The organism is Burkholderia sp. 9120, from assembly GCF_000745015.1.
Classification (GTDB): Bacteria; Pseudomonadota; Gammaproteobacteria; order Burkholderiales; family Burkholderiaceae; genus Paraburkholderia.
In genome coordinates, this window is sequence record NZ_JQNA01000002.1 from 5,992,804 (window position 1) to 6,017,037 (window position 24,234).

General features: G+C 62.8%; 21 protein-coding genes. 9 read left to right on the forward strand and 12 right to left on the reverse strand.

Going from position 1 to position 24,234, the window contains the following annotated elements; genetic code table 11:
* Positions 1 to 28 precede the first annotated feature (28 nt).
* A complete protein-coding gene (gene lysA, locus FA94_RS34645) occupies positions 29 to 1,273 on the reverse strand; it encodes a diaminopimelate decarboxylase (protein ID WP_035560386.1) in 1,245 nt (414 codons plus the stop codon).
* Between the two features lie 112 nt (positions 1,274 to 1,385).
* Here lysA and FA94_RS34650 point away from each other — a divergent pair, with 112 nt between their 5' ends.
* Both FA94_RS34650 and FA94_RS34655 read left to right on the forward strand, forming a co-directional pair.
* Positions 1,386 to 2,315 (forward strand): LysR family transcriptional regulator, encoded by a 930-nt coding sequence (locus FA94_RS34650; RefSeq protein ID WP_035560389.1) that lies wholly within the window; start codon positions 1,386 to 1,388, stop codon positions 2,313 to 2,315.
* Positions 2,316 to 2,579: 264 nt separating this feature from the next.
* A complete protein-coding gene (locus tag FA94_RS34655; protein WP_035560392.1) occupies positions 2,580 to 3,434 on the forward strand; it encodes an oxidoreductase in 855 nt (284 codons plus the stop codon).
* A gap of 102 nt (positions 3,435 to 3,536) precedes the next feature.
* On the opposite strand, the gene FA94_RS39690 is transcribed toward FA94_RS34655, so the two are convergent.
* The 8 genes from FA94_RS39690 to FA94_RS34700 form a co-directional block, all read right to left on the reverse strand.
* Positions 3,537 to 3,947 (reverse strand): rubredoxin, encoded by a 411-nt coding sequence (locus FA94_RS39690; RefSeq protein ID WP_081936298.1) that lies wholly within the window; start codon positions 3,945 to 3,947, stop codon positions 3,537 to 3,539.
* A 420-nt stretch (positions 3,948 to 4,367) separates the two neighbouring features.
* A complete protein-coding gene (locus tag FA94_RS34670; protein WP_035560396.1) occupies positions 4,368 to 5,357 on the reverse strand; it encodes an alpha/beta hydrolase in 990 nt (329 codons plus the stop codon).
* Positions 5,358 to 5,516: 159 nt separating this feature from the next.
* On the reverse strand, positions 5,517 to 6,761 hold the full coding sequence (locus tag FA94_RS34675) for a Rieske 2Fe-2S domain-containing protein (RefSeq protein WP_035560400.1): 1,245 nt from the start codon (positions 6,759 to 6,761) through the stop codon (positions 5,517 to 5,519).
* 174 nt (positions 6,762 to 6,935) lie between these two features.
* Positions 6,936 to 8,387 carry a glycosyltransferase family 2 protein gene (locus FA94_RS34680; RefSeq protein ID WP_035560403.1) on the reverse strand — a complete coding sequence of 484 codons (1,452 nt, stop codon included), beginning with the start codon at positions 8,385 to 8,387 and terminating at the stop codon, positions 6,936 to 6,938.
* Between the two features lie 57 nt (positions 8,388 to 8,444).
* Positions 8,445 to 9,038 (reverse strand): cytochrome b, encoded by a 594-nt coding sequence (locus FA94_RS34685; protein ID WP_035560406.1) that lies wholly within the window; start codon positions 9,036 to 9,038, stop codon positions 8,445 to 8,447.
* A gap of 401 nt (positions 9,039 to 9,439) precedes the next feature.
* Positions 9,440 to 10,549 (reverse strand): SAM-dependent methyltransferase, encoded by a 1,110-nt coding sequence (locus FA94_RS34690; RefSeq protein ID WP_035560409.1) that lies wholly within the window; start codon positions 10,547 to 10,549, stop codon positions 9,440 to 9,442.
* A 61-nt stretch (positions 10,550 to 10,610) separates the two neighbouring features.
* Positions 10,611 to 11,387, reverse strand: a complete 777-nt coding sequence (locus FA94_RS34695) for a DUF1295 domain-containing protein (RefSeq protein WP_035560412.1) — start codon at positions 11,385 to 11,387, stop codon at positions 10,611 to 10,613.
* A gap of 114 nt (positions 11,388 to 11,501) precedes the next feature.
* Complete coding sequence (locus tag FA94_RS34700; protein WP_051981458.1) at positions 11,502 to 12,101, reverse strand: lipocalin family protein; 600 nt, start codon at positions 12,099 to 12,101, stop codon at positions 11,502 to 11,504.
* Positions 12,102 to 12,289: 188 nt separating this feature from the next.
* On the opposite strand from FA94_RS34700, the gene FA94_RS34705 reads away from it, so the two are divergent.
* The 4 genes from FA94_RS34705 to FA94_RS34720 all read left to right on the forward strand — a co-directional run bounded on the left by FA94_RS34705 (position 12,290) and on the right by FA94_RS34720 (position 15,947).
* Entirely contained in the window at positions 12,290 to 13,183 is an 894-nt protein-coding gene (locus FA94_RS34705) for a LysR family transcriptional regulator (RefSeq protein WP_035560414.1), read from the forward strand.
* Between the two features lie 71 nt (positions 13,184 to 13,254).
* Positions 13,255 to 14,325, forward strand: a complete 1,071-nt coding sequence (locus tag FA94_RS34710; protein ID WP_035560417.1) for a DMT family transporter — start codon at positions 13,255 to 13,257, stop codon at positions 14,323 to 14,325.
* 169 nt (positions 14,326 to 14,494) lie between these two features.
* The gene (locus FA94_RS34715) at positions 14,495 to 14,698 is read left to right on the forward strand and encodes a DUF3562 domain-containing protein (RefSeq protein WP_035560421.1); all 204 of its coding nucleotides are present in this window, start codon (positions 14,495 to 14,497) and stop codon (positions 14,696 to 14,698) included.
* A gap of 145 nt (positions 14,699 to 14,843) precedes the next feature.
* Positions 14,844 to 15,947 carry an NAD(P)/FAD-dependent oxidoreductase gene (locus FA94_RS34720; RefSeq protein ID WP_035560424.1) on the forward strand — a complete coding sequence of 368 codons (1,104 nt, stop codon included), beginning with the start codon at positions 14,844 to 14,846 and terminating at the stop codon, positions 15,945 to 15,947.
* Between the two features lie 55 nt (positions 15,948 to 16,002).
* Here FA94_RS34720 and pdxR read toward each other — a convergent pair whose 3' ends face one another.
* Positions 16,003 to 17,475 carry a MocR-like pyridoxine biosynthesis transcription factor PdxR gene (gene pdxR, locus FA94_RS34725; RefSeq protein ID WP_035560426.1) on the reverse strand — a complete coding sequence of 491 codons (1,473 nt, stop codon included), beginning with the start codon at positions 17,473 to 17,475 and terminating at the stop codon, positions 16,003 to 16,005.
* A gap of 178 nt (positions 17,476 to 17,653) precedes the next feature.
* Here pdxR and FA94_RS34730 point away from each other — a divergent pair, with 178 nt between their 5' ends.
* The 3 genes from FA94_RS34730 (at position 17,654) to FA94_RS34740 (ending at position 21,650) form a co-directional block, all read left to right on the forward strand.
* Entirely contained in the window at positions 17,654 to 18,115 is a 462-nt protein-coding gene (locus FA94_RS34730) for a GNAT family N-acetyltransferase (RefSeq protein ID WP_035560428.1), read from the forward strand.
* A 172-nt stretch (positions 18,116 to 18,287) separates the two neighbouring features.
* Positions 18,288 to 19,997 (forward strand): molecular chaperone HscC, encoded by a 1,710-nt coding sequence (locus FA94_RS34735; protein ID WP_035560430.1) that lies wholly within the window; start codon positions 18,288 to 18,290, stop codon positions 19,995 to 19,997.
* A 6-nt stretch (positions 19,998 to 20,003) separates the two neighbouring features.
* Positions 20,004 to 21,650 (forward strand): J domain-containing protein, encoded by a 1,647-nt coding sequence (locus FA94_RS34740; protein WP_035560432.1) that lies wholly within the window; start codon positions 20,004 to 20,006, stop codon positions 21,648 to 21,650.
* 333 nt (positions 21,651 to 21,983) lie between these two features.
* Here the strand turns inward: FA94_RS34740 and FA94_RS38965 are convergent, their stop codons facing one another.
* Both FA94_RS38965 and FA94_RS34745 read right to left on the reverse strand, forming a co-directional pair.
* Complete coding sequence (locus FA94_RS38965) at positions 21,984 to 22,499, reverse strand: PAAR domain-containing protein (RefSeq protein ID WP_353611454.1); 516 nt, start codon at positions 22,497 to 22,499, stop codon at positions 21,984 to 21,986.
* Between the two features lie 309 nt (positions 22,500 to 22,808).
* Positions 22,809 to 24,212, reverse strand: coding sequence for an MFS transporter (locus FA94_RS34745; protein WP_035560434.1), 1,404 nt, complete (start codon positions 24,210 to 24,212; stop codon positions 22,809 to 22,811).
* Between the last annotated feature and the right edge of the window lie 22 nt (positions 24,213 to 24,234).

Here is a 24,234-nt window from a genome sequence, read left to right on the forward strand (position 1 = left end):
CGGCGCGTCGACAGCAGTCGAGCCAGAATCAACCGATCGTTTCGAGCGCGATCAACTCGTCGACGGTTTGGCGCCGCCGGATCATGCGCGGTTGGCCGTTTTCCAGCAGCACTTCGGGCGCAAGCGGCCGGCTGTTGTAGTTCGATGACATCGCCGCGCCGTACGCACCCGCATCGTGAAACACGACGAAATCGCCTATCTCAGGTGTCGGCATCGTCCGGTTCAGCACGACGCCACCCTCCGCTTGCGTGAAGACATCGCCGGCTTCGCAGAGCGGGCCGGCTACGGCGAACGCGTTCAGCGCTGCACCGCTCGGCGTGCCGTCGCGTTTCAGCACCGTCATCTCATGATGACTGCCGTACAGCGACGGCCGGATCAGATCGTTGAATCCAGCGTCGACCAAAGCGAACTGCCGCGACGGACGACGATTCAACGCATGCACCTCGGCAACCAGCACGCCCGCTTCGGCGACAAGGAAACGTCCCGGTTCGATTTCAAGCCTCACGCGATGCCCGACATGCGCCTCGATCTGCCAACGCGCCGCGTCCCACAACCGGAAATAATGCTCGACGTCAATACGCGCGTCGCCGGTCTTGTACGGCACCGACAAACCTCCGCCGGCCGAGATCGCTTCGATGTCGTGGCCTTGAAGGCCTTTGACCGCGTCGACCATCGCATCGCAGACCCGCGACAGATGCCCATAGTCGACGCCCGAGCCGATATGCATGTGCAGCCCAACCAGCTTCAATCGATAACGACGCACGATCTCCAGCGCCTTCGGCACGTCATCGAGCCAGATACCGTGCTTGCTGTGTTCGCCGCCCGTGTTGGTCTTGTTGCTGTGTCCGTGGCCGAAACCTGGGTTGATCCGCAGCCACACACGATGGCCTTCGGGCGCATGTCGGCCGACGCGTTCGAGCATGTCGAGCGACCCGGCGTTGACGGTAATGCGATGCTCAACCACGGTGGCGAGCGTCGTGTGATCGATCAGATCCGCCGTAAAAACCACGCCTTCAGGATCGCTGTCCGGCGTGAATCCCGCGGCAAGACTGCGTGCGATTTCACCGTGCGACACGGCGTCGACCCTCACGCCAGCGTTGCGCATCAGTTTCAGAATGTGCAGATTCGAACACGCTTTCTGCGCGTAGCGAATCACGTCGAAACTGCGCAGCTCGGCGATCCGTTGACGGATCACATCAGCGTCATAGACCCATAGCGGCGTGCCGTGCTGCTGGGCAAGTTCGACAAGTTGTAGCGGATTGAATGGCGTCACGGTTCCCGGCTCTCGATGTTCAAGCGTTGGCATGCATGACATGATGCGGAGAAATCGGCATTCAGTAAAATACCTATTTTTCAACGATCCATTCATTTCTGATATACCCATCATGGCGCCCACCCACCGGCATATCGAAGTCTTTCGCGCGCTGATGACAGCAGGCAGCGTCACCCGCGCCGCCGAAATGCTCTTCACCTCGCAGCCCACGGTAAGCCGCGAACTCGCGCGCATGGAGCAAAGCATCGGCTTCGCGTTGTTCGAACGCGTGCATGGGCGGCTGCGTCCCACGTTGTCCGCGTTGACGCTCTTCGACGAAATCAAGCGCGCGTATGTCGGCCTCGAAAGGGTGGCCTCCACGGCGGCGAGCTTGCGTGAATTCCAGGGCGGGCAGCTTTCCCTCATCGCGTTGCCCGCGTTTTCACATTCCATCCTGCCGGGCGCGTCGAAACGCTTTCACGACGCGCAGCCCGACGCGAGTCTGTCGATCGCCACGCAGGAATCGCCCTTTCTCGAAGAATGGCTCACGGCGCAGCGGTATGACCTCGGCCTCACCGAGCACGGCGCGCCGCCGGCCGGCACCCGCCTGACGCCCCTGCTCGAAGTGGACGAGGTCTGCGTGCTGCCCGACGGGCATCCGCTGCTGGCCAGGCGGGTGATCGCGTTGAAGGACTTCGCGAACCAGCCGTTCATCAGCCTGTCGTCGAACGATACTTACCGGATTCAGATCGACGAAGCCTTCGCTCGCGCCGGTATCGCGCGTCGGCAGACCGTCGAGACACCCACCGCCGTTTCCGTGTGCGGTTTCGTGCGGCAAGGCCTCGGCGTGGCGATCGTCAATCCGCTGACTGCGCTCGATTTCGTGGGGCGGCAGTTGCATATCCGCCCGCTTGCTGTGTCGCTACCGTTTCGCGTGAGTGTGATTCATCCGGAGCATCGACCAGCTCATCCGCTCGCCGGCGCGTTCGTTCAAGCGCTGCAAAGCGAGGCTGCCGCGCTGCGGCTACAATTGAAAAGTCACACCGGACGCAAGCAGCCATAACGCCGTTGTCCGATCAGCGACACCTACGAGACGAACCGCCTTGACCGTCCTTCGCGGCGAGCGAGGCGCGTTAGGTCCCTTCTCAGCACACGGCCGTTCGCATCGCGCGAACCCACGCCGATCCACCCGGCAATCAGACCGGGCACGCTTCACGCTAAGCACCGTAGCAAACCGATTGCGGACGTGACCTGCGCATTGATCGCGCATTCGTGCCGTATGAAGTGTTCCCACGTAAGTCGTAGACCATCAACCGGAGTTTCCCAAATGATGAATCGAGACAATCCCGTCTGGCTGATCACAGGCTGTTCCACCGGCTTCGGCCGTGAACTCGCGAAGCTGGTGCTGGAGCGCGGCTGGCGCGCGGTGGTGACCGCGCGCGACGCGTCGAAAGTGAAAGATATCGCCGAAGCGCACGGCGACCGCGCGCTAGTGTTGCCGCTCGACGTGACGAACCTCGCGCAGGTCGAGGACGTGGTCAAGCAGGCGAAGCAGCGTTTCGGCCGCATCGACGCGCTCGTCAACAACGCGGGTTACGGCTATCTGGCCGCGGTGGAAGAAGGCGAAGACGCCGAAGTCCGCGCGATGTTCGAGACCAACGTGTTCGGTCTGGTCGACATGACGAAAGCGGTGCTGCCGATCATGCGCGAGCAGCGCGGCGGGCTGATCGTCAATGTGTCGTCGATTGGCGGCATTACAAGTTTCGCGGCGACCGGCTATTACCATGCCACCAAGTACGCGGTCGAAGGGTTGTCGGAGTCGCTGGCGGCGGAGGTGAAGCCGCTCGGCATCGACGTGCTGATCGTCGAGCCGGGACCGTTCCGCACGAACTGGGCGGGACCGTCGATCAAACAGTCCGCCACGCTGATCGACGACTATGCGAGCACGGCCGGCGAGCGCCGCAAGCAGACCGAAGCGCGCAGCGGCAAACAGGCGGGCGATCCGGTGCGCGCAGCGCAGGCGATCATCGACGCCGCGCTGTCGGATACGCCGCCGTTGCGTCTGCTGCTTGGCAAGATGGCGCTCGAATTGGCGCGCAAGAAGCTTGACTTCATGCGCGGCGATTTTGATGCGTGGGAAGCGGCAACCGTCGGCGCGGATTATCCGGAAGGGGCGGGTTAAGGGCGCCGGATGGCCCGGCGTGTTTTGCCGGGCCGTGATTTTGTCGTGCTGTTGCTGGGGTCGATCAGCCGATCAGCCGATCAATCAACCGGTCGGCCAAACTCAAAACTCAACCAACGCAAAATCTTCCTTGCCCACGTCGCACAGTGGGCAACGCCAATCCGCCGGCACATCCGCCCAGCGCGTGCCCGGCGCGATATTCTCTTCCGGCAGACCGGCGGCTTCGTCGTAGATCCAGCCGCAGATCACGCAGACCCATTGCTTGAAGTCATCCACCAGGACTGGCGCGTCGGTCACCGGCACGTCCGCCACTTGCGCATCCGCCGACGCGTCGAGGCTCACCACCAACGGCGCGGCAGTTCCGCCGCTCGTCCCGGCGAGACGCGCCTGCAGGCTTTCCAGCAGCCGCTGCGCCTCGGCCAGCGTCAAATCGATCCAGTACGGATCGCCGGCACCGTCATTGAGCCGCTCGGCGGAAAACTGGATTTCTACGGCTACGCCCTTCTTGTACATGGCAAATCGGAATATCGAGGAAGCCGGCAGCGCGTCCCGCAAGAAGACTTCTCGGGGAGCACACCGGCATAGGTCGGAAGCGTCAAACTGAAACTTCGCAGCGGGGTCAGACGAACTGGTTCAGCACGATGGCGGCAATCAGGCCGGCACCGCCGATGAGGCCCAGCAATTGCAGCAGAGTGAGGGATTTACGCGATGCGGTAGGGGTTTGTTGCGAAGTCACGGGCTGGGTCTTCAAAGTCGGAAAAAGCGAAATGGTACACGGGTCCGCGACCGGCACATGCCGTTTAGCGCAAACCCGCGTGCATCAGATGCAATATCGGATGCCATTATCGCCGCTCGACGGCCGCTCATTACCTACCGAACGGAGATGGACTCATTCCCCGCGCGGCGCAAAGGCAATGGCAGCGGCAACACCCGCTACGAAACCACCGCCTCGCTGGCGCGTTCCGACACCACGGCCACGATCTCGGCCACCGCAGCGGGTTCGAGTGTGAGACCGATATGCCCAACGCCCGGCACGATCGTGACCGGCACCACCCGCCCCGCGTCGGCGAAGTCACCGGCAAAGGCTTCGGCATGGAACGCTTCGTCGTTAGCGCCGACCAGCACTTCGAGCGGTCGCCGCGTCGCGCGAATATTGGCGCGGTAGTGATCGTGCGGGCGGAAATTCTGCATCAGGTTGTACGAGTACTGCGGCGTGAGTTTCGCCGCCGCCTCCGGCGTCAACGCGAAGGCCACGGTGTGCAGATGATTGAACACCGTGATACGCAGCTTGTTGAGCAGAACCAGCACGATAGTCCGCGGCAGCCCCACATTCAGCCAGCCGCCGCCGCCGGGCACCGTGCTCGGCGCATTATGGTGAAGCAACGGCGCAAGCAGCACATAGCGCTCGAAGGCCAGTTGCCGTGCATCGCCCGCATAACGCAGTACGAACCCGCCGCCCGCCGAGAAACCGGCCAGCGTACGCGGCCCACGCGGCTGCACTTCGTCGAGAAAATCGCTGAGGTCGTCTTCGAGCTGGCCGATATACGCAATCGTGCCTTTCCTGCCCGATTCGCCATGGCCGCGTACATCGGGCACATAAACGTCGTAAGCGGCCGCGGCGAGCGCCTTGGCCAGCGTATGCAGGCTCACGCCACTCGCCGACGAGCCGTGAATCAGCACCACGCTGCCGCGCACCTGCGCGACGCGGCTGGCATAAAGCCGATAGGCGAGCGCGGTGTTATCACGTGCGGTGAAACGGTCTAGAGGGGGTAAATCAGAGGTATCGATCGACTTGAAAGGCGCGTTGATCGAATCGAGCGGCGGCGGCGGTTTGGGACCGCCCTTCACAAGCGCCCACGCCACAAAGGCGAGGCCCACCAGGAATACGACAACCGGCATAACCGTATGCAGTTCGGTACTCATCGAATGAGCCTCTCAGGCGATTATTTATGTTTATAGCTTTCCCGATCGATGAACCCGCGCCCCGCGCATGTGTGTTGTGCCCCGCCGCCGCCCGGCTCGCCGCTCATCGTCGCGGATGATTGTACGGTTCCAGGCGGCGCGAAAAAACTCAAATATCTGTTATTCGGTCGCAGCCCGGTCCGGCCGGTCGTGACGCGAATCCCAGAAGCGAATCACCGATGTGTCGCCCGTGCCGGCGCCCACCACCTGATCCGGCGCACCGCTTTCGCGCAGCAACGCGCGCAGTTCGTTGATCACCGGAAACACCTCGTGATTCCAGTCCGAGCCCTGCGAATCGTGTGCGCGCTGTTCGGCTTCGACGATCTCGCGGTCTTCCTTGAAGATGCGTTCGGTGAACCACACGAGCAGCGGCCACGCCAGATTCAGCACGCCGGGAATACCCGGTTTGCGAATCGACAGCAGGCCGAACGTGCGGTTGGTGCGCTGCTCGCGATCGAGCGGCACATAGATGATCCACAGGTCCATGACCAGCGTGTTCTCCGACGTGCGGATCTGCAGCGTCTGATACGGATACTGCGTGCGGATCGTCATCACGTCTTTGTCGTTGTCGCCGCCGGTCTTGCGGCTCTGGCCGAACACGATCGCTTCGCCGATCGGCTGCTGGCCGGCCATACGCGCGAACGTGTAATCGACCTCGACCCAGCCGTCGCCGCGCCGACGGCCCAGCGAGCGTGCCCGCATCTGACCCATCTGCCGGCGGTGCAGGAACTGATGGTTCATGTCCATCAGGTTCTCGTGCATGAACGAGTAATGGCAATTCACCGGACGGCCGAAACGGCGCGTCTTGTACTTCGGGTCCGAGACCGAGCCGAGCGGCGGCAACGCGCGTTCGTCGGCCAGCGCGGGATCGCCCGGAAACACGAAGATCAGGCCTTCCACTTCGCGGCACGGATAAGCGCGCACGCCATTGGGCAGACGATCCTTGCCGAGATACGGCACGTCGATGCACTTGCCCGAGCAGTCGTAGGTCCAACCGTGGTAACCGCAGCGAATCGATTCGCCCTCCACCACGCCCTGATGCAACGGCACCTGCCGATGCGCACAGCGGTCTTCGAGCGCGAACGCCTTGCCGCTCTCCGTGCGAGCCAGCACGATCGGCTCGCCCGCGAACGTCACGCCATGCGTCTTGCCGCGCTTCACTTCATGCGACCACGCGAGCGGATACCAATAGTCAGGGTGAATACCGACGCGGCGCAGATCGCGCACCGGCGCGTTAGTCGCGGCCTGGTCCGGCGTATGCGCGTCAGCGGACGCATGAGCGCTTTTCGACGATGCGTCATGAGCCGGCGGCGCATCGATAGTTGCTTCGACGGTGTCTTGTTCGAACGGGGGAACAGCATGCATAGGTGGGGCCTCCGTGCACGAGCGGATAGAAGGTAGCCGCCTGATTACCAGCGCGGCATCGCCCGTCAGTCTACTCGAAGCGGGCCCCGCCTGGGGTCCCCGGACGCACCCTGGGCCGGCCCGGCGGGCCGTCCAGCGATGCGAGCGCGGCTTGGCACGCCAAAAAAACCGCCGCTAGCTTTCGTCGTGCGCGACCAGCCCGGAGCGCCGTTGCACGCCCCACGAGCGTCCGCCGCGCAGAAAATGCAGCCAGCCGAGCGCTGCGCCCACGTGCCGCACCAACTGGAACGTGAAGGGCTCGGCCACGGCCGCCAGCATCGCCATGCCCAGACTGGAGCCGCTGCGCTCGCCCGTCCAGCGGCGGTAGAGATGAATGCTCCACAGATAGAACGCGAGGTCGATCGCCGTCTTGATGCCGATCACGCTAAAGATCGAGATGACGATCGCGCCATGCCCGCCGAATAGAAACGCGAGCAGCAAGCCGAACGCGGTCAGCCCGTAGATCGGCTGCATCGTGTCGATCGCCTTGACCGGCAGCATCAGCATGCCCAGCGTGCCGTAGCGCGGATTGCCGGTCATGTCGCGGTTCCAGTACTGGGTTTGCAGGAAGCCCGCGAACCAGCGGCGGCGTTGCCGCAGAAAACTGCCGAGGTTGTCCGGCGCGTCGGTGCGCGCATGCGCTTCGCCGACCACCCGCACGTCCCAGCCGAGGCCGTGATCGACCGAATAGCGGCGCAGCCGGTGAATCAGTTCGTAGTCTTCGACCAGACATGCCGGGTCGAAGCCGCCCACATCGACCAGCGCGTCGCGTCTGAACGAGGCGAACGCCCCCGAGATCAGCAGCAGACTATCGGCGCGCATCCACGCAAAACGGGCGATGAAGTTGCGCATGTACTCGTAGGTCTGGAACCACTGGAAGATGCGGCCCGACACCGTCTTGCCGCAGACCGGCACCAGAATGCCGGCGGCGGCGACCAGCTTCGGCTCGTTCGCGAACGCGGCGCGCATGGCGTAAGTGGCGTCGTCGTCGAGCAGCGTGTCGGCGTCGACGGTCATTACCGTTTCCGTGGTCATCAGCGTGATCGCGGCGTTTAGCGCGCGCGCCTTGCCGCCGTGCGGCACACGCAGCCAGAAGAGATTCGGATACAGCGCGCTCGGTGCGCTCAGCACACCGTCGTCGGCGGCGGTCAGGCCGAAGCGTTCGATCAGCAGCTCGCGCGTGTGATCGGTGGAGCCGTCGTCGGCAATCACGATCTGCGCCGGACCGTGCGTCTGCCGCAGCAACGCGGCCAGCGTCACCGGCAGCACGCTCGCCTCGTTATGCGACGCGACGATCACGCCCATGACCGGCAGGTTGCGCTGGTCGTAGTCGGGTTCGAGCGGCGCCGTGCGGCGCATCAGCGGCAACGACTTCCACGTGACGAACGCCAGCAGCAACGTGTCGTACAGCACGTAGGCGATGCCGGTCGACCACGCCAATGCGCCTTTCAGAAAGAAGGCGCGCGCGAACAGCAGCACCCACAGGGCGAGCACGCTGAAATGAATCAGCGAGCTCAGCGGCGTCGTGCGACGCGGCAGGATGCGTGGCGACGCAAGGGCAAGCGCCTGTTCCAGGGTTTTCTTCAAAATGACGACGAATTCTTCGAGGCTGCGGTTAAAGGACTCAACGAAGCGCGATAGGGCTCACGGCACCATGCGCTTCAGCACCGACTTGCGATCGATCCACTGATGCTTCAGCGCACCGCCAATGTGCATGGCCAGCAGCGCATAGAGCGCGTAGCCGAGCCACGTATGCAACGCGCCGAACCGATCGTGCAAGCTCTCCTTGAGCGTCGGATCGAGGTTCATCACATAGCCGATACGCGGCCACGGAAACAGGTTGAACAGCCGCATGGGATGCGTGGCCGCGTCTTTCCACGCGGAATCGTGCAACCAGCCAGACAGCGGCAACGCGATCATCAGTAGATACAACAGGAAATGCGCGACATGGGCGGCAATTTTTTCCCACGACGGAAACTCGCGCGGCAACGGCGGCGGCTTGTGCGACACGCGCCACAAGATACGCATGAGCGCGAGACCCAGCACCGTGATACCGATCGACTTGTGCGTATCGACGACCGGACGCACCCAGTCGTCGGGCAGCGAATCGGCGCTCAGACCGAGCACCACGTTGCCGATCATCAGCAGCGCGATCAGCCAGTGCAGCGTCATCGCGGTGCGCGTGTAGCGGGCCGTTGCATCGTTCGAGTCAGACAGAGAATTGGCTTGGGTGTTCATCGTTGTGTTCCATTCGCGAGCGCAGTGCCGCGAAAGCTGTTTGAAATGCCGGCGATGCCGAAGCGATCAGGCGCCCGACTCAATTAACAAAACGCCTAAGTGTGGCCTTTTATTCCGCCACGCGCGTAAAGGTGTGTTTCAGATTATTTCGATGCGGCGTGACGGGGGCGAGACCGATGCGGTCAGCGCCGTGTGATCAGCGCGGTCGATTCGGTCCGCTTGTCGAAAAGGGGGCGATGTCGCACGCACGGAGTCGTCGGCCGCCATGATCCGCGGCGGCAAATGTCAGATTGTGCCTTTACTGCGTCGCGCGTGCCTGGCGCGGCGAGACCCGTAGGCGGCGCGCCGGGCGACGCGCATTCAGCGGGGCGACCTGCCGTGGGCAGATCGCCGGTCGTTGCTCAAGGCTTCACGAACCGATAATGCCCGACGCCCCACTCATTGCCGTTCGCGTAACCGAACAACTCCGCGACGGCCATATAGAACATGCGCCAGCGCTGCAACCACACGGCCGCGTCGCGCGCGCCGTAAGTGTCGACGAGCATCGGCATGACGCGCTCACGTGCGGCGTCGAGCGCGGCCAGCCAATGATTCGCCGTGCGCTCGTAGTGCGTGCCGCTGACCCACCATTGCCGCTCCATCCGCAGATGGTCCTGGAAGTTCAGCAGCAGCGCTTCGGACGGCATCGTGCCGCCGGTGAAGAAGTACTTCGACATCCAGTCGCTGCCGTCCTGCACCTGGAAGTGATACGCAAGCGTGCGATGCACGAAGATATGCACGAACAGTTTCGCTTCGGCATCGTCGCGCAGCCAGCGCGCGATTTTCGCGAGCAGCAGGCCGTAGTTCTTCATATGCTCGAACATCTCGATCGACACCACGCGGTCGAAGCCCTCGCCCAGTTGCGCCTGATCGAATTCGAAATCGACGACATTGCCCGTGACCACGGTGAGGTTCTGCAAACCCCTTTCCGCGGCGCGCGCTTCGATGAAAGCGCGTTGTCCGTGCGAGTTCGACAGCGCGACGATTTGCGCGTGCGGATAGCGCGCCGCCAGCCACAACGACAACGAACCCCACCCGCAGCCGAGGTCGAGAATCCGCTGACCGTCGGCGAGTTCCGCGCGTTCGGCATAGCGTTCGAGCATGGCGGCTTCGGCTTGCGCGAGCGTCTCGGTGCCGGTCGGATACAGGCAGCACGAATACTTCAGATGCGGTCCGAGATGCGCGTGGAAGAACGACGCGGGCACCTCGTAATGCTGCGTATTGGCGGCTTGCGTTTCGATAGCGATCGGACTCGCGCGCAATTCGTCGAGCAGACGGTTGAGCCGCTGCGCACGCACCTCGCCGTTGTCGAGCGCTTCATCGCGCAGACGCTGCCGCATCAATTGGCGCATGCCGAAGCGGATCAGGCCGTCAGGCAGCCAGCCGCGCTCGCAACTGCGGATCAGCCAATCGTCGCCGGGTTCGGCAGGGGCGGACGGCGGGATGGTGTGGTCGGTGGTGGAAAGGCTCATGAGGCTAACTCCCATCATTCATGTATTTGTCGGGACGCGCACTTGCGCTTCGGTCGATATTTCAATGCCGCGGCGGCCACGGAATCAGCGCGCTGGTGGTACGCATGTACTCGGCATAACCCGGACGCCGTTTCGCCATGCTTTCTTCGAGCAACGGAATGCCGGACAGCTTGAGCAACAAAAACGCCATCAGCACCGGCGGCAGCAACGTGAACCAGGCCCACGGCGTCCCCACCGACAGCGCGATATACGCCAGCCAATGCACGCATTCGAAGAAGTAATTCGGATGCCGCGAATAGCGCCATAACCCGGCACGGCACACGGCGTCGCGATTGGCCGGATCGGCCTTGAAGCGTTTCAGTTGGCGGTCGGCCAGGGCCTCACCGATCACCGAGGCGATCCACAGCGCCACAGCCAGCAACATCCAGCCGGTGGCCGGCGCTTGGGTCCGGTACGACGGCACCAGAAACGCGATCGACAGCAACATCGACACCACCACCTGCAACTGGAAGAACCAGAACATCTTGCTCGCGGCCTCATCGCCCCATTCCTCGCGAAAGCGGTGATAGCGCGCGTCTTCGGGCTGACCAAAATTGCGCCGCCACAGATGCGTGCCGAGCCGCACGCCCCACACCAGCCCTCCCAGCGCGGTGAGCGCACGCGTGAGCGGATCGCCATTGCCGAGCACGGCGTAAAGCACCGCGACGAGACCGAGCGAATACGCCCAGATCGGATCGATCATGCCAGCGTTGTCGGTCTTCAACTGCCACGCCCAGGCGGCGCTGAAGATCGCGACGAGGCCGATCAAGGCAATCACGGCGGCGGCAAGTGGCGGCATAAGGCGCTCATTCAGTAACGATGCGGGTTATACGCGGTGAAAACAGGATCGGATGCGGCAAGCGCGACGCAGGCGACCCACGTGAAGCGCTGACGCACGAACGCGCCCGACGCCCTAGTTTTTATCGCCCGGCGAAGCAAAGCCCGCCTTGCCCAACTGATCCGGATGCTGCGGCACGCGCCTGAAACGCGACGTGTCGTAGCCCATCGCATCGAGACGGGCGAGCATCGACCGGTAGGTGTCGTCGCTCATATCGGGCTCGCGCGAAAAAATCCAGCCGAGGTTTTTGCCCGGATAACCGAGGATCGTGTAGCGATAGTCGGGATCCACGTACAGCGTGAGTTGCGCGACGTGAACCGGCCAGAAGATCTGCACGCTCCACTCGCCGCCCTCCTTGCCCGGCACCGGCGTGTCCAGAAACTGATAGTGCTTTTCCGGCGAGTCGAAGCTTTTCTTGCGCGCGTAGTACGAGTCGTCGATCTTGCCGTCCGGACGCAATTGCCATTCCGCACGGCTCGCCACCATGTCGCGTTCGGCAAAGTACGGAATATTCGCGATGATGTACCAGCGGCCCATATAGCGCGGCAAATCGACCGGCACGGTGGCGAGCGGTTCACTCGCGCGCGGGTTCGGATTGGGCGGATCGTTGGAACAGCCGGCGAGAGACAACAGCAGCACGGTCGCAACGGCGGCAGCGGAGAACAGGCGGCGCATGGCAAGGGCCTCGAACGTAGCGTCAATAAACGTATTACGTTCGACGGGGCCGGATGGATGCGCGCGCATTGGTACGTGAATCGGTTCGGCTGAATCGGCGTGGTGAGATGAACGCCCATAGCGGACTGAAAGCCACTAAATAATGCTACATTTCGCCCATTCCAGACTTCAATGCTCGAATCGACCGAATGGACAACTTCAGCGGCATCGTCGCCTTCGTGCAAACGGCGGAGGCCTCCAGTTTCGTCGCCGCGTCGCAGCGGCTGGGCGTGTCGCCGTCCGCCGTCGGCAAAAGCGTCGCGCGGCTCGAACAGCATCTCGGCGTGCGCTTGCTGCAACGAAGCACGCGTCGCGTCAGCCTGACCGACGACGGCGAACGCTTCTACGAGCGTTGCCGGCAAATCCTCGACGCGCTGAGCGAAGCCGAATCGATGATGCTGGAAGCCAACGCCGTGCCGCGCGGCCGGTTGCGCGTGAGCCTGCCGACCATCGGCTATCGCTTTCTGCTGCCGATCCTGCCGGCGTTCGCGGAGCGCTATCCGGAGATCGATCTCGAACTGGATTTCAACGACCGCATTGTCGACGTGATCGAAGGCGGTTTCGACGCGGCGATCCGCAGCGGCAACCTGGCCGATTCGCAATTGATGGCGAAGCGCCTCGGCCCGTTCCGCTTCGTGCTGTGCGCGTCACCCGGTTATCTGCAACGGCGCGGCGTGCCGCTCGCGCCTGCGGACCTCGCCGATCATGCATGCCTGCGGTTCCGCTTTCCGACTTCAGGCAAATTGCAGCCCTGGGCGTTTCGCGGGCAGCCGGAAGAAACGGCCGCGCGCTTTCCCACCGCGTTGACCTGCAACAACATGGAAGCGCTGCGGGCAGCCGCCGAAGTCGGTCTGGGCATTGGCTATATGCCCGATTTTCTGGCCCGCGACGCACTCCGCGCGGGAACACTGCAAAGCGTGCTCGACGATCACCTGTCGGACCCCGGGCAATTTTCGGTGCTCTGGCCGTCGAGCCGCCAACTCTCGCCGAAGCTGCGAGCGTTCGTGGACTTCCTGTCCGAACACGTATTCAGCGACGCATAACGCCGTCGATCAGTTCGCGCTATCGTGTCTCGTGTCTGGCACGCCCGCTGTTCCCATCCGATTGGGCCATCATGTCCCTCCGCTTTAACGCCGCTCTCACCGCCTTGCTCGCCGCCGCGCTGTTCGGCGCGACCACGCCGCTTGCCAAGGCGCTGCTCGGCGCGTTGTCGCCATTTCTGCTGGCCGGGCTGTTCTACCTCGGCAGCGGCCTCGGTTTGGCCACCGTGATTCTGGCGCGTCGCATCAAAGGCAAAGGCAGCGCCGCTGGACAATCCGCCGTTCTTCCCCCATTCCCCTTACGCGAAGCACCGTGGCTGGCCAGCGCGATTGTCGCCGGTGGCGTCGCGGGTCCCGCGCTGTTGATGCTCGGTCTGCAAACCACCCCAGCCGCCACCGGCTCGCTGCTGCTGAATCTCGAAGGCGTGTTCACCGCGCTGATCGCGTGGATCGTGTTCCGCGAAAACGTCGACGTGCAGGTGTTTCTCGGCATGGCCGCGATCGTCGCGGGCGGCGTGGCGTTGTCCTGGCAACCCGGCACGGTGGGTTTGCCGCCCGGCACGCTGCTGCTGGTCGGCGCGTGCGCATGCTGGGCAATCGACAATAACCTCACGCGCAAAGTGTCCACGCACGACGCCATGTTCATCGCCTGCCTGAAAGGACTCGTGGCCGGTTCGGTCAACGTGGCGCTCGCCCTCGCGCTCGGCGCATCATGGCCGACGGGTGCGACCGTCGGGTTGGCGATGCTGACGGGTTTTGCCGGCTACGGCGTCAGTCTCGTGCTGTTCGTCGTCGCGCTGCGCCATCTCGGCAGCGCGCGAACCGGCGCTTATTTCTCGGTCGCACCGCTGTTCGGCGTGACGCTGTCATGGTTGCTGTGGCCCGAGTTGCCGCCACCGCTGTTCTGGGTCGCCGCCGCGTTGATGGCGCTCGGCGTGTGGCTGCACATCCGCGAACGGCATGAGCATCCGCATACGCATGCACCGCTCGATCACACGCATCGCCACCGGCACGACGCGCATCATCAGCACGAGCACGACTTCGCATGGGACGGCGAAGAGCCCCACACCCATCCGCATGAACATGCGCCGCTCACGCATGTTCATGCACACTTTCCTGACATACATCATCGTCATTCGCATTGATTTTCGGCGTCGCCGCGCTGCGCGGCGACTTGCTGCACCGCAAGACAAAAATCTCTGTGAAACAGTGTGTGCGATAGACCGATTCAATTGGCATCGGCGCGGATCGCATCCTCTAATGAAACTCCTGTTGTCCGTGCCCGCTGTCCAACCCGCCTCCCCGGAGAGATTCATGTCCCAACCCGAGCCAAATATCGATGAAGTCGTGAGAAGCATCGCAGAGGAGACCGACACTCCCACGGAAACAGTGTCGAAGATGTACGAAGACACCTTGGCCACTTACCGTCACGAAGCGCGCGTATTCGATTACGTGCCGCTGTTCGCAGCGAAAAAAGTGCGCAACCAGCTTCGCCATAACCCGCATCGCAAACACTGACACGGCGCGCGCGGAGACCACCGCCTGCCGGGTTTTGCGTCGTGTCGATCAGTCCGCTCGCGCGCCGATCCGCACGAACCCTTACCGATTATTTTCTTTCCGCTGCTAGACTCTGTGCCGGAACTATCGACTCGGGGGAGTGGGCATGCGGGTGACAATCGTAGGAGCGGGCATTGCCGGGTTAAGCACGGCGTGGTCGCTCGCGAAACTGGGACACGACATCACATTGATCGAGCAAGGCTCGATTCCAAATCCACTGGCCGCTTCGGGCGACCGGACCCGAATGATTCGCCGCGCCTATGGCGACGCCGACGGCTATGCGCGCACCATGGCCGAAGCATTCGATAGTTGGGATCTGCTGTGGAATGATCTCGGCGTGTCCCACTATGCGAATTGCGGCGTGCTCGGCATTTCGCAATTCGCCGGCGACGACGCCGAGCAATTTCGCGGCGGCCTCGACCGTATGCAATTCGAGTACGAACAACTCGCGCCGCAAGAAGCGGCAGAGCGCTATCCCTTTCTCGACCCCGCCACGTTTCGCTACGCGTATCTCGATCAGGACGGCGGTGCGCTCTTCAGCGAGCGCATTGCGCGCGACATGAAAGCGTGGCTCAAGATGCGCGGCGCCGATATCCGTACTCATACGAAAGTCCTCTCGGTCGACCCGCACACCGCTTGCGTGCGTATCGACGACGACAACATCGTGCGCGCCGACCGCCTCGTGATTACCGCGGGCGCATGGACGTTGCAACTGTTCCCCGCGCTGGCCGAAACCTTGATGACGTTCCGCAACGTGGTCGCCTACATGGAGCCGCCCGCGGATCTCGAAGAGGCGTGGGCGAATGCACCGGCAATCGTCGACATCGGCGGATCGAGCGGCGGTTATGCCCTGCCGCCGCTCGACGGCATTGGTCTGAAGTTTGGTGCGGGCATTCACAAGGTCCACGCACTCGACCCCGACGCCGACCGCATCGCGACACACGGTGAAGGCAACAGTGTGCGCCGGCTGTTTGCGCCGCCGTTCAGCCGCATTGGCGATTACACGGTTTCCGAAGTCAAAACCTGCATGTACACCTTCACTGCCGACAGCCGTTTCTTCTCGAAGCGTATCGGCAACACGCTGGTGGTGTCCGCGTGCTCGGGGCACGGTTATAAATTCGGCGCGGCGATAGGCCGGCGCGTCGCCCAGGCGCTCGATACGGACGACGACGCAATGCTCGCGCGCTGGCTCAGAGCCGAGGCCGCCTGAACGGCTTTCGGCGTGACGGAACCCGCTGTGACGACGCGAAATGCCTAACGTGTCGTCACAACAACCCACGCACCACCGCAGCGAGCCGCGCCACCAGCGCATCCGCCTCCTGCGGTTTCACGCCCGCGTAGCCGAGCATGAAGCCGTTGTAATGCTCAGCGTCCCGCTCCGGATGCTGACAGAACGCGCTCAACGCGGCGATATGCAAACCGTGCTCGCGCGTCGCGGCACTCACGTCCTGATCGTGCAACGGCGCGTCGAGCCGCACCGTCAGATGCATGCCGCCGCCGTCGGACGACACCGTCACCAGATCGCCCATATGCCGCTCGATCGCTGCTACCAACGCACTGCGGCGTTGCTGATAAAGACGCCGCATGCGCCGCAAATGCCGCGCATATTTCCCGCTATCGATAAAGTCGGCCAACGCAATCTGTTCGGCCACGCGCCCCTGCCGCGCGATCTCGCTGAGCGTGTCGTCGACCTGCGTCACGAGATGCGCGGGCACAACCATGAAGCCCATGCGCAGCGCCGGAAACATCGTCTTGCTGAAGGTGCCGAGGTAGATCACCGGCGCGTGCTCGACGAGCCCTTGAATCGACGGTAGCGGCGGACCGCTGTGACGCAGTTCGCTGTCGTAGTCGTCTTCGATGATCCACGCGCCGCGCGCCACGGCGTTATCGATGATCGACCAGCGCCGCTCCAGGCTCAGCACGCTGCCGAGCGGATACTGATGCGACGGCGTGAGATACAGCAAGCGCGGCGGCGTCTGTTGCCAATCATCGGCGGTCGGCGCCATGCCGGCGGCGTCGACGGGAATCGGCACCAGTTGCAAACCCGCAGCCTGAAACGCGGCTTTCGCGCCGTGATAGCCGGGGTCCTCGACCCACACGCTATCGCCGGCATCGGCGAACATGCAGGCGCAGAGATCGAGACTCGCCTGCGTGCCCGCGGTGATGAACACCTGCTCCGCGGAACAGCGCACACCGCGCGACACGCGTACATATTCGGCAATCGAACGGCGCAGCGCGGGATGGCCCGAGTTGTGGCCATATCCCAGTTCGCCGGACGGGACCGCACGCCATGCGCGCTCCATCGACGCTCGCCATTGCGCGAGCGGGAATTCGTCGAGCGCGGGCACGCCTGGGCGGAACGGTGTGGGGTCGTCGGGACTGGTGCGTTCGCGCGGCAGATCCGTGACGCGCCGCGATAGCCCACTGCCGGACGACTGCAGCCGTCCTACTGCCTTGGAAGCGGCACTATCCGCGCCACTCACCATGCTGACGATCGAACCGTGCCGGCTCGCGGCAATAAAGCCTTCTTCGGTCAGCCGTTCGTACGCGTACAACACCGAGTTACGCGCAATGCCCAATTGCTCGGCCAGCGCACGGCTCGCGAGCAGACGGCTACCGTGGCGAATCGCGCCGTCGAGAATCGCGCGGCGCAGGCTTTCGTAAAGCAGGTCCTGTTGCGTGAGCTTGCGCCCGCCCAACGTTCGCTCGACGTTCGACATCAACAGACCGTAGTCCAAATCGTGGCTCCAAATTTTGCTCTTCTTGTGGAGCTAACAATGGTGCCACAAATTTCTTATGCTGATGGTTCGGGCGCTGCCGCCACGCTGTAAGCCTCTACGCCTGTTCGACTCAACCTTAGCGTCGTCTCCGCGGCCTGCCCGCAAGACGTCATCCACTCACGAGGAAGTCAAACCCATGTCCGACCCGATCCAGATTCGCCCCGCCGCGCCCGCCGACTTCGACACCTGGCTGCCGCTATGGGACGCCTACAACGCGTTCTACGGCCGCTCGGGCGAAACGGCGCTGCCGCGCGAGATCACGCGCATCACCTGGGCGCGTTTCTTCGATGCCTACGAGCCGATGCATGCCATGGTCGCCGAACGCAACGGCCAACTGCTCGGCATCGTGCATTTCCTGTATCACCGTCATACGACGATGGCCGCGCCCACCTGTTATCTGCAAGACCTCTATACGCTCGACACCGAGCGCGGCAAGGGCGTGGGCCGCGCGCTGATCGAAGGGGTGTACGCGCGAGCCAGGGCGGATGGTCTGGAGCGCGTCTACTGGCAAACCCACGAAACCAATCAGACCGCGATGAAACTCTACGATCAGGTCGCGGATCACTCAGGCTTCGTGGTGTATCGCAAGGCGTTATAACGCCGCAGGTTTTCGATTCCCGCCCCGCCGGCGGACCGTGCCGCTCAAGTTTTACGTGCGGCTTGCCGTTATCGCCATTGGACGGAGCTACTCGCGGCTCCCGCGCGGTTGATCCGCGGCAACTTGGGCGATCTCCTCATGGAGGGGCGCGAAACGGAATCGGAAACTGACCATGCCTTCGATCATCGGCATCGATCTTGGAACCACGCATAGTCTCGCGGCGGTCTGGCGCGACAATCAGGCTGTCCTCATCCCGAATGCCTTGGGTGAGACGCTCACGCCTTCGTGCGTTTCGATCGACGACGACGGCTCGATCCTTATCGGCCGCCCCGCTCATGACCGTTTGCATACGCATCCCGAGCGAACCGCCGCGAACTTCAAGCGCTACATGGGCACGAACCGCAGCGTGCCGCTCGACACGCAAACGCTGCGTCCCGAGGAACTGTCCTCGCTGGTGCTCAAAGCGCTGAAGGCGGATGCCGAGGCCTTTCTCGGCGAAACGGTCCACGACGCGGTGATCGCCGTGCCTGCCTATTTCAGCGACGCGCAACGCAAAGCCACGCGCATTGCCGGCGAACTGGCCGGGCTCAAGGTGCGACGGCTCGTCAACGAACCGACCGCGGCGTCGCTCGCGTATGGCGTGCATCAGCGCGATAGCGAACGCAAGTTCCTGATCTTCGATCTGGGCGGCGGCACGTTCGACGTGTCGGTGCTCGACTTCTTCGAAGGCGTGATGGAAGTGCGCGCCAGCACCGGAGACAATTTTCTGGGCGGCGAGGACTTCACCGAGGCGTTGGTCGAGCTGTTCTGCCAGCGCAATAGCCTGAAACTCAACGCGCTCTCGCCGATCGCCGCGCAACGTCTGCATCAGCAGGCCGAGCGCGCGAAACGGCAGCTCACGCAGCACGGCGCCGATAGCGTCACGCTCAAGCTCGCAGTCAACGACCGCGACGCCACGCTCGAACTCGACACAGCCGCCGCCGAACGTGCCTGCGAGCATTTGTTGCAACGGCTGCGCAAGCCGGTGGAACGGGCGTTGCGCGATTCGAAGATCGCCGTCGACGCGCTCGACGAAATCATCCTCGTCGGCGGCGCGTCGCGCATGCCGATGGTCCGCAAGCTGGTCTCGAAGATGTTCGGCCGCCTGCCCGCCGGGCACCTGAATCCCGATGAAGTCGTGGCGCTCGGCGCCGCCGTGCAGGCGGGTCTCGTCACGCGCGATGCAGGGCTCGAGGAAATGGTGCTGACCGATGTCGCGCCGTATAGCCTCGGCATCGATACCGCCATCCAGCTCGCGCAGGACCAGATCGTGCCGGGGCATTTCCTGCCGATCATCGAGCGCAATACGATCGTGCCGGTGAGCCGCATGCAGCGGATTTTCACGGTGCGCGACCGTCAGCAGAGGCTCAGCATCAAGGTGTTTCAAGGCGAAGCGCGTCTGACCCGGGACAACGTGCCGCTCGGCGAATTCGCGCTCGACGTGCCGCTTCAGCCGGCAGGCGAAGCGGGCGCGGATGTGCGCTTCACGTACGACGTCAACGGTGTGCTGGAAGTGGAAGCCACCGCGTTTCCCGGTGGCGAAAAGCGCACGATGGTGATTGAAGAAAACCCCGGCGTGATGACGCCGGAAGAAATCCGCGAGCGGCTCGTTGCGCTGAGCGCGTTGAAGATTCATCCGCGCGATCAACTCGAAAATCGCACACTGTTGACGCGTGCCGATCGTGTCTATGAAGAAACGCTCGGGGACCATCGGCAGTATCTGGCCGCGCATATCGCGCGTTTTCAGGCGTTGATCGAACGGCAGCACGCCGATGAAATCGCCCTTGCGCGCAGCGACCTGAGCGCGCTGCTGGATCGCTTCGACGTGCATGTGACTTACTGATCGGCCATGACTACGAGTTCTGACAACACCTGGCCGTGGGACGCGCTCGGCATCGAATCGAATGCGGACGAGCGCGCGGTGCGCCGTGCTTACGCGAAGCTGCTGAAACAACAGCGGCCGGATGAGGATGCCGACGCGTTTCAGCGTCTGCGGTATGCGTATGAGTCGGCATTGCAGATAGTGAACGGCAAGGCGTTTTCGGCAATGCCGGCGACGGTGTCGACGATGTCGATGCCCACGCCCGCGGTGCAAACCGTCCGCGAACCCGATGCGTTCGACAGCGCGGTGCAGCTCTGGCAAGACTTCGTCGCGCAACCCGATCAACTCGCGTCGCGCCGTTCATTGGAGACGCTGTTCGGCTCCATCGTCAACATTCCGACGCGCGAAGAACTCGAATGGCAAGCGCTGTGTCACTGTCTGAACGAGGACACACCGGCCGAACTGCGTATGAATCTGAACGCCGTGCTCGGGTGGCGGGACAACACCGCGCATCTGCGCCGGCGCAACGCGCCCATTGCGAATCTCGCGCTGGACCGCGTATTCGCCGACGAGGACTACAACGCGCTGCGTTTGCGCTTCATGAACGCGATGGCGCTGCTCGAAGCGCCGGCGCCATCCATCGCAACCGGCGCGAGAGCGTTGCTGCGTGCCGGCGTGCGCACGGAGATGGAGCAGTTGTTGACCGCACTGGGCCACTACCATCCGAGCGTGGTGCGTCTGCGATTGGATCGCGAGAAGGTCGAGTTCTGGGGCAGTTGCCTGAAATTCCGCATCGGCGTGGGCCGCCTGCTGGGTCCGGCGCTCGCGTTGAATGCGTGGTGCGGCGTGCTGTTCGCCACCGCCTCGCTGAATCCCGCGAGCGATCGATTGTTCGATCAATGGGCGCCGCCGCAACTCGCCATTCTTCTGTCGACGCTGATGCTCGCGCTGGTCACCCTCGCCGCGACAAGCGTGCTGCTTTCGGAACCGCAGCAACAGCGGTTGCGCGCATTGCGTTCCGTCGGTTGGCTGCGTTATGGCTGGATTCCTGCGTGGCTAGGCGCCACCGCCGCGGCGTTGTGCGAAGACGGCAATGGCCGTTCCACCTCGATTGCGATGATCACGCTTGGCGTCTGCACAATCTGGGCGGCGCTGATCCACGGCTGGCCGTCTATCAAGCGGTTGGCGATTCTGGCTGTCGCCAACGCCAGCGCGTTCGGCTTCGTGGGCCACTGGATCGCTACCGACCCGCGTGCATGGCCGATGCCGTTTGCCCATGGCGTGCTGTTCGCGTTCTTCCTCTCGTTCGCGCAAGCCGAGTGGCGCGATTGGCTCGCGCGCCGGCCGCGTTTGTCGTGGGCTTGTCTGCCGATCTGGTTTGCGGGCTTCGTCGCGTTGATCGTGCTGCTGTTGCAGCGTGAAGAGCGCTCGCAACAGTTCGCGTGGGCGCTCTTTGCGGTGATGTCGGCGGCGGGAGGGGTGCTGGAGGCGACGCGCTGGAAGGAAATGCGTACGGCGGTGCCGGCGTTTTTTCGCGGTTATGTGAATATGTCCTGGATGGTGCTGGCTGTCGTGAAACCGGACATCGTTGCTTGTGTGGGCGCGGGGTTGATGAGTATCTGGATCATCGAGGGTGTCAGGCGGCGGCGTGGGTTAGCCGGCAACCAAGAATAGTCGGTTATTGCGACATGGTTGCCGCGCGGCGGTCTTATCCAGCAGTCGCTTTCCACCATAGATACGCGCCGGCCGAACCCACCAATAGGGCAGTAGCCGTATAGAAGACGGCTGGCTTTCTCAGCACGTCCAACCTGTCGGCAGGCGCCATTTCTTCGTTGTCCAGGTCGGAGAAATTGATGCCTCGATCTCTCGGAAAGAGGCTAATCAACATCACACCACCCGAGCCGACAAAAAGTACAAGCAGAAGTATCAGTAAAGGTGTTGTCACCTCAAAACCCTCATCGTTTCATCCACCGAACCGTTAAAGGTGGTTTGAGCGTCGGCCATACCTCACTCCAACATCGCAGACAACAGAGAGTGGACGAGCGAGCGAGAGGGCTTTTCATAGTCGATCGCAAGCTCGACTTTCTGGCAGGGAGTAGCGTTCGGCCGCTCAAAATGAACAATGTTGTTAGCATCGAACGTCCCATGCGCGACCGAGCCATCTGCAAAATGGGCACGACACCCTAAACCCTCACAGCTTCCTCTTCCATTGAGAGCAAACCGTATCCAATGGTCACTTGCCGGCGTTTCGTTTATCGATGCGCCGTCTGAACCGAACCCCATGCGAGCCAACTCATGCGCTTCAAAACTCATTGTCATGTCTGACTGGGAAGCGAGCATCACAGGAAGCGGGTAACACTGACATGCACAAACATCACCTTCCAACGCCGCTTGTTTGCCCATTAGGTTCCCTGCCCACCGAGGACCTCGCGGGACGATTTTCCCCATGGAACAGCATGCGGGGCACTCGACAGTTGCGCCAACGAAAGTCAGTTGCGTTCCGTGGTGAGACATGAGAGCAATACCTTCGGTGGCAGCCCCCCGGCTGAAGACTTGTCGCCGACTTTCAGATAACTACGTTTCATCGCCATTTCCATAATTCAGTCATCCGAATAAATATCGCATTCTCGAAGGTATGAGCAATTGAGAATTTGTCAATAGTTGATGTCGAATCGACTTATGCGGATAACACCCATCGGCATCTGAGAAAAATCCGAAAGCCTCTCGGAATTGCCCCAACAACAAAGGGCGCACCACCCGGTGCGCCCTTCGCCTTCCTGCCATCGCGGTACTACCCATCACCGCCCACCAAACCCCTTACACGAGCAACGCTCAAGCCTCCAACTGCTCCAGCACCTTGCCCTTGGTCTCGATCCCAAGAAAATGCACCGCGATCGCCGCAACAAACGGCACAGCCGCGAGAATATAAAACGCGACCTGCAAGTTACCGCCGATCATCGTCTTCGACACGATAGCCGGTGCGAAAATCGCCGCCACCTTCAACCACGCGCCGCCAACGCCGCAGCCCATCGCACGGATACTGGTCGGGTACAACTCCGGCGTGTACACATACGCCGTGATAAACCCGCAAGCCAGGAACCCGAGCGAGAACGCGCAGCACGTCGCCACCACATACACCGACGAATCGTGGAACACGCCGGCCAGCAGCAATGAAATCGCGCATGCCACAAACGACAGATTGATAATCGGCTTGCGTCCCACCTTATCCACCAGCAGCGCGCAGGTCAGCGACCCCACCACGCCCAGCACCGAAGCCGCCACCGCCAGGTTCAGCGCCAGTTGCAGCGGCGCGTGATAGACCGTGCGATAGATCGTCGGCAGCCAGGTCGAGAGACCGTACTGAATGAAGCCGCAGGTCACCCACAGCATCGCCACGGCGAGCGTGCGCTTCAGATACGCCGGACCGAACAGGTCGCTCATACGGCGCTTCGGATGACGATTGACCATCGCTTCGAATTCGGCCGACTGCGTCACCGGCGGCAACGGCCCCTTCGTGGCGCGTTCAAACGCATGCACGGCGGCGTCGGCGTCGGCCATCCGTTCACGTTCGGCGAGCCAGCGCGGCGATTCCGGCACGAGCTTGCGCAACACGAAGAACAGAATCAACGGCATGCCGCCGATAAAGTACATGACCTGCCAGCCGAAACGCGGCACGATCCAGGCGCCCAACGCATTCGACGCGAGCAGCCCGACTGGAAAAACGATTTCATACAACAGCACGAAACGGCCGCGACCATGCGCACGGCTGATCTCGTTGATGTACGTCGCGGCCACCGGCAGTTCGCCGCCGAGCCCCAAACCCTGAATCACGCGCAGCACCAAGAAAGCGGCAAACGTCGGCGCAAAACCGCACGCAATACTGGTAACGCCGATAATCCCCGAGCTCAGCGCAATCGCCCGCACGCGGCCCTTGCGTTCCGCGTACCACGGAAACACGAACGCGCCGATCAGTTGCCCGACCGAACCGGAGCCGATCAGAAAGCCGATCTCCCACGGTGTCAGATGCCACTTCGCGATCAGAATCGGCAGCGTGGCCGCGATGGCGATCACGTCGAAGCCGTCGAAGAACGTCGCGAGTCCGATCAAAATACGCGCGCGCACCTGCATCGCGTTGCCTGGCAAACGCTCCAGACGCGCGATGATCGAGCCCCGGGTGACAGGGCCTGAGACACCGGCGCTGCTGCGGTCCCCCATAGTGTTATCGATAGTTCTCATGCCGTGGTGCCGTCCGTAGATG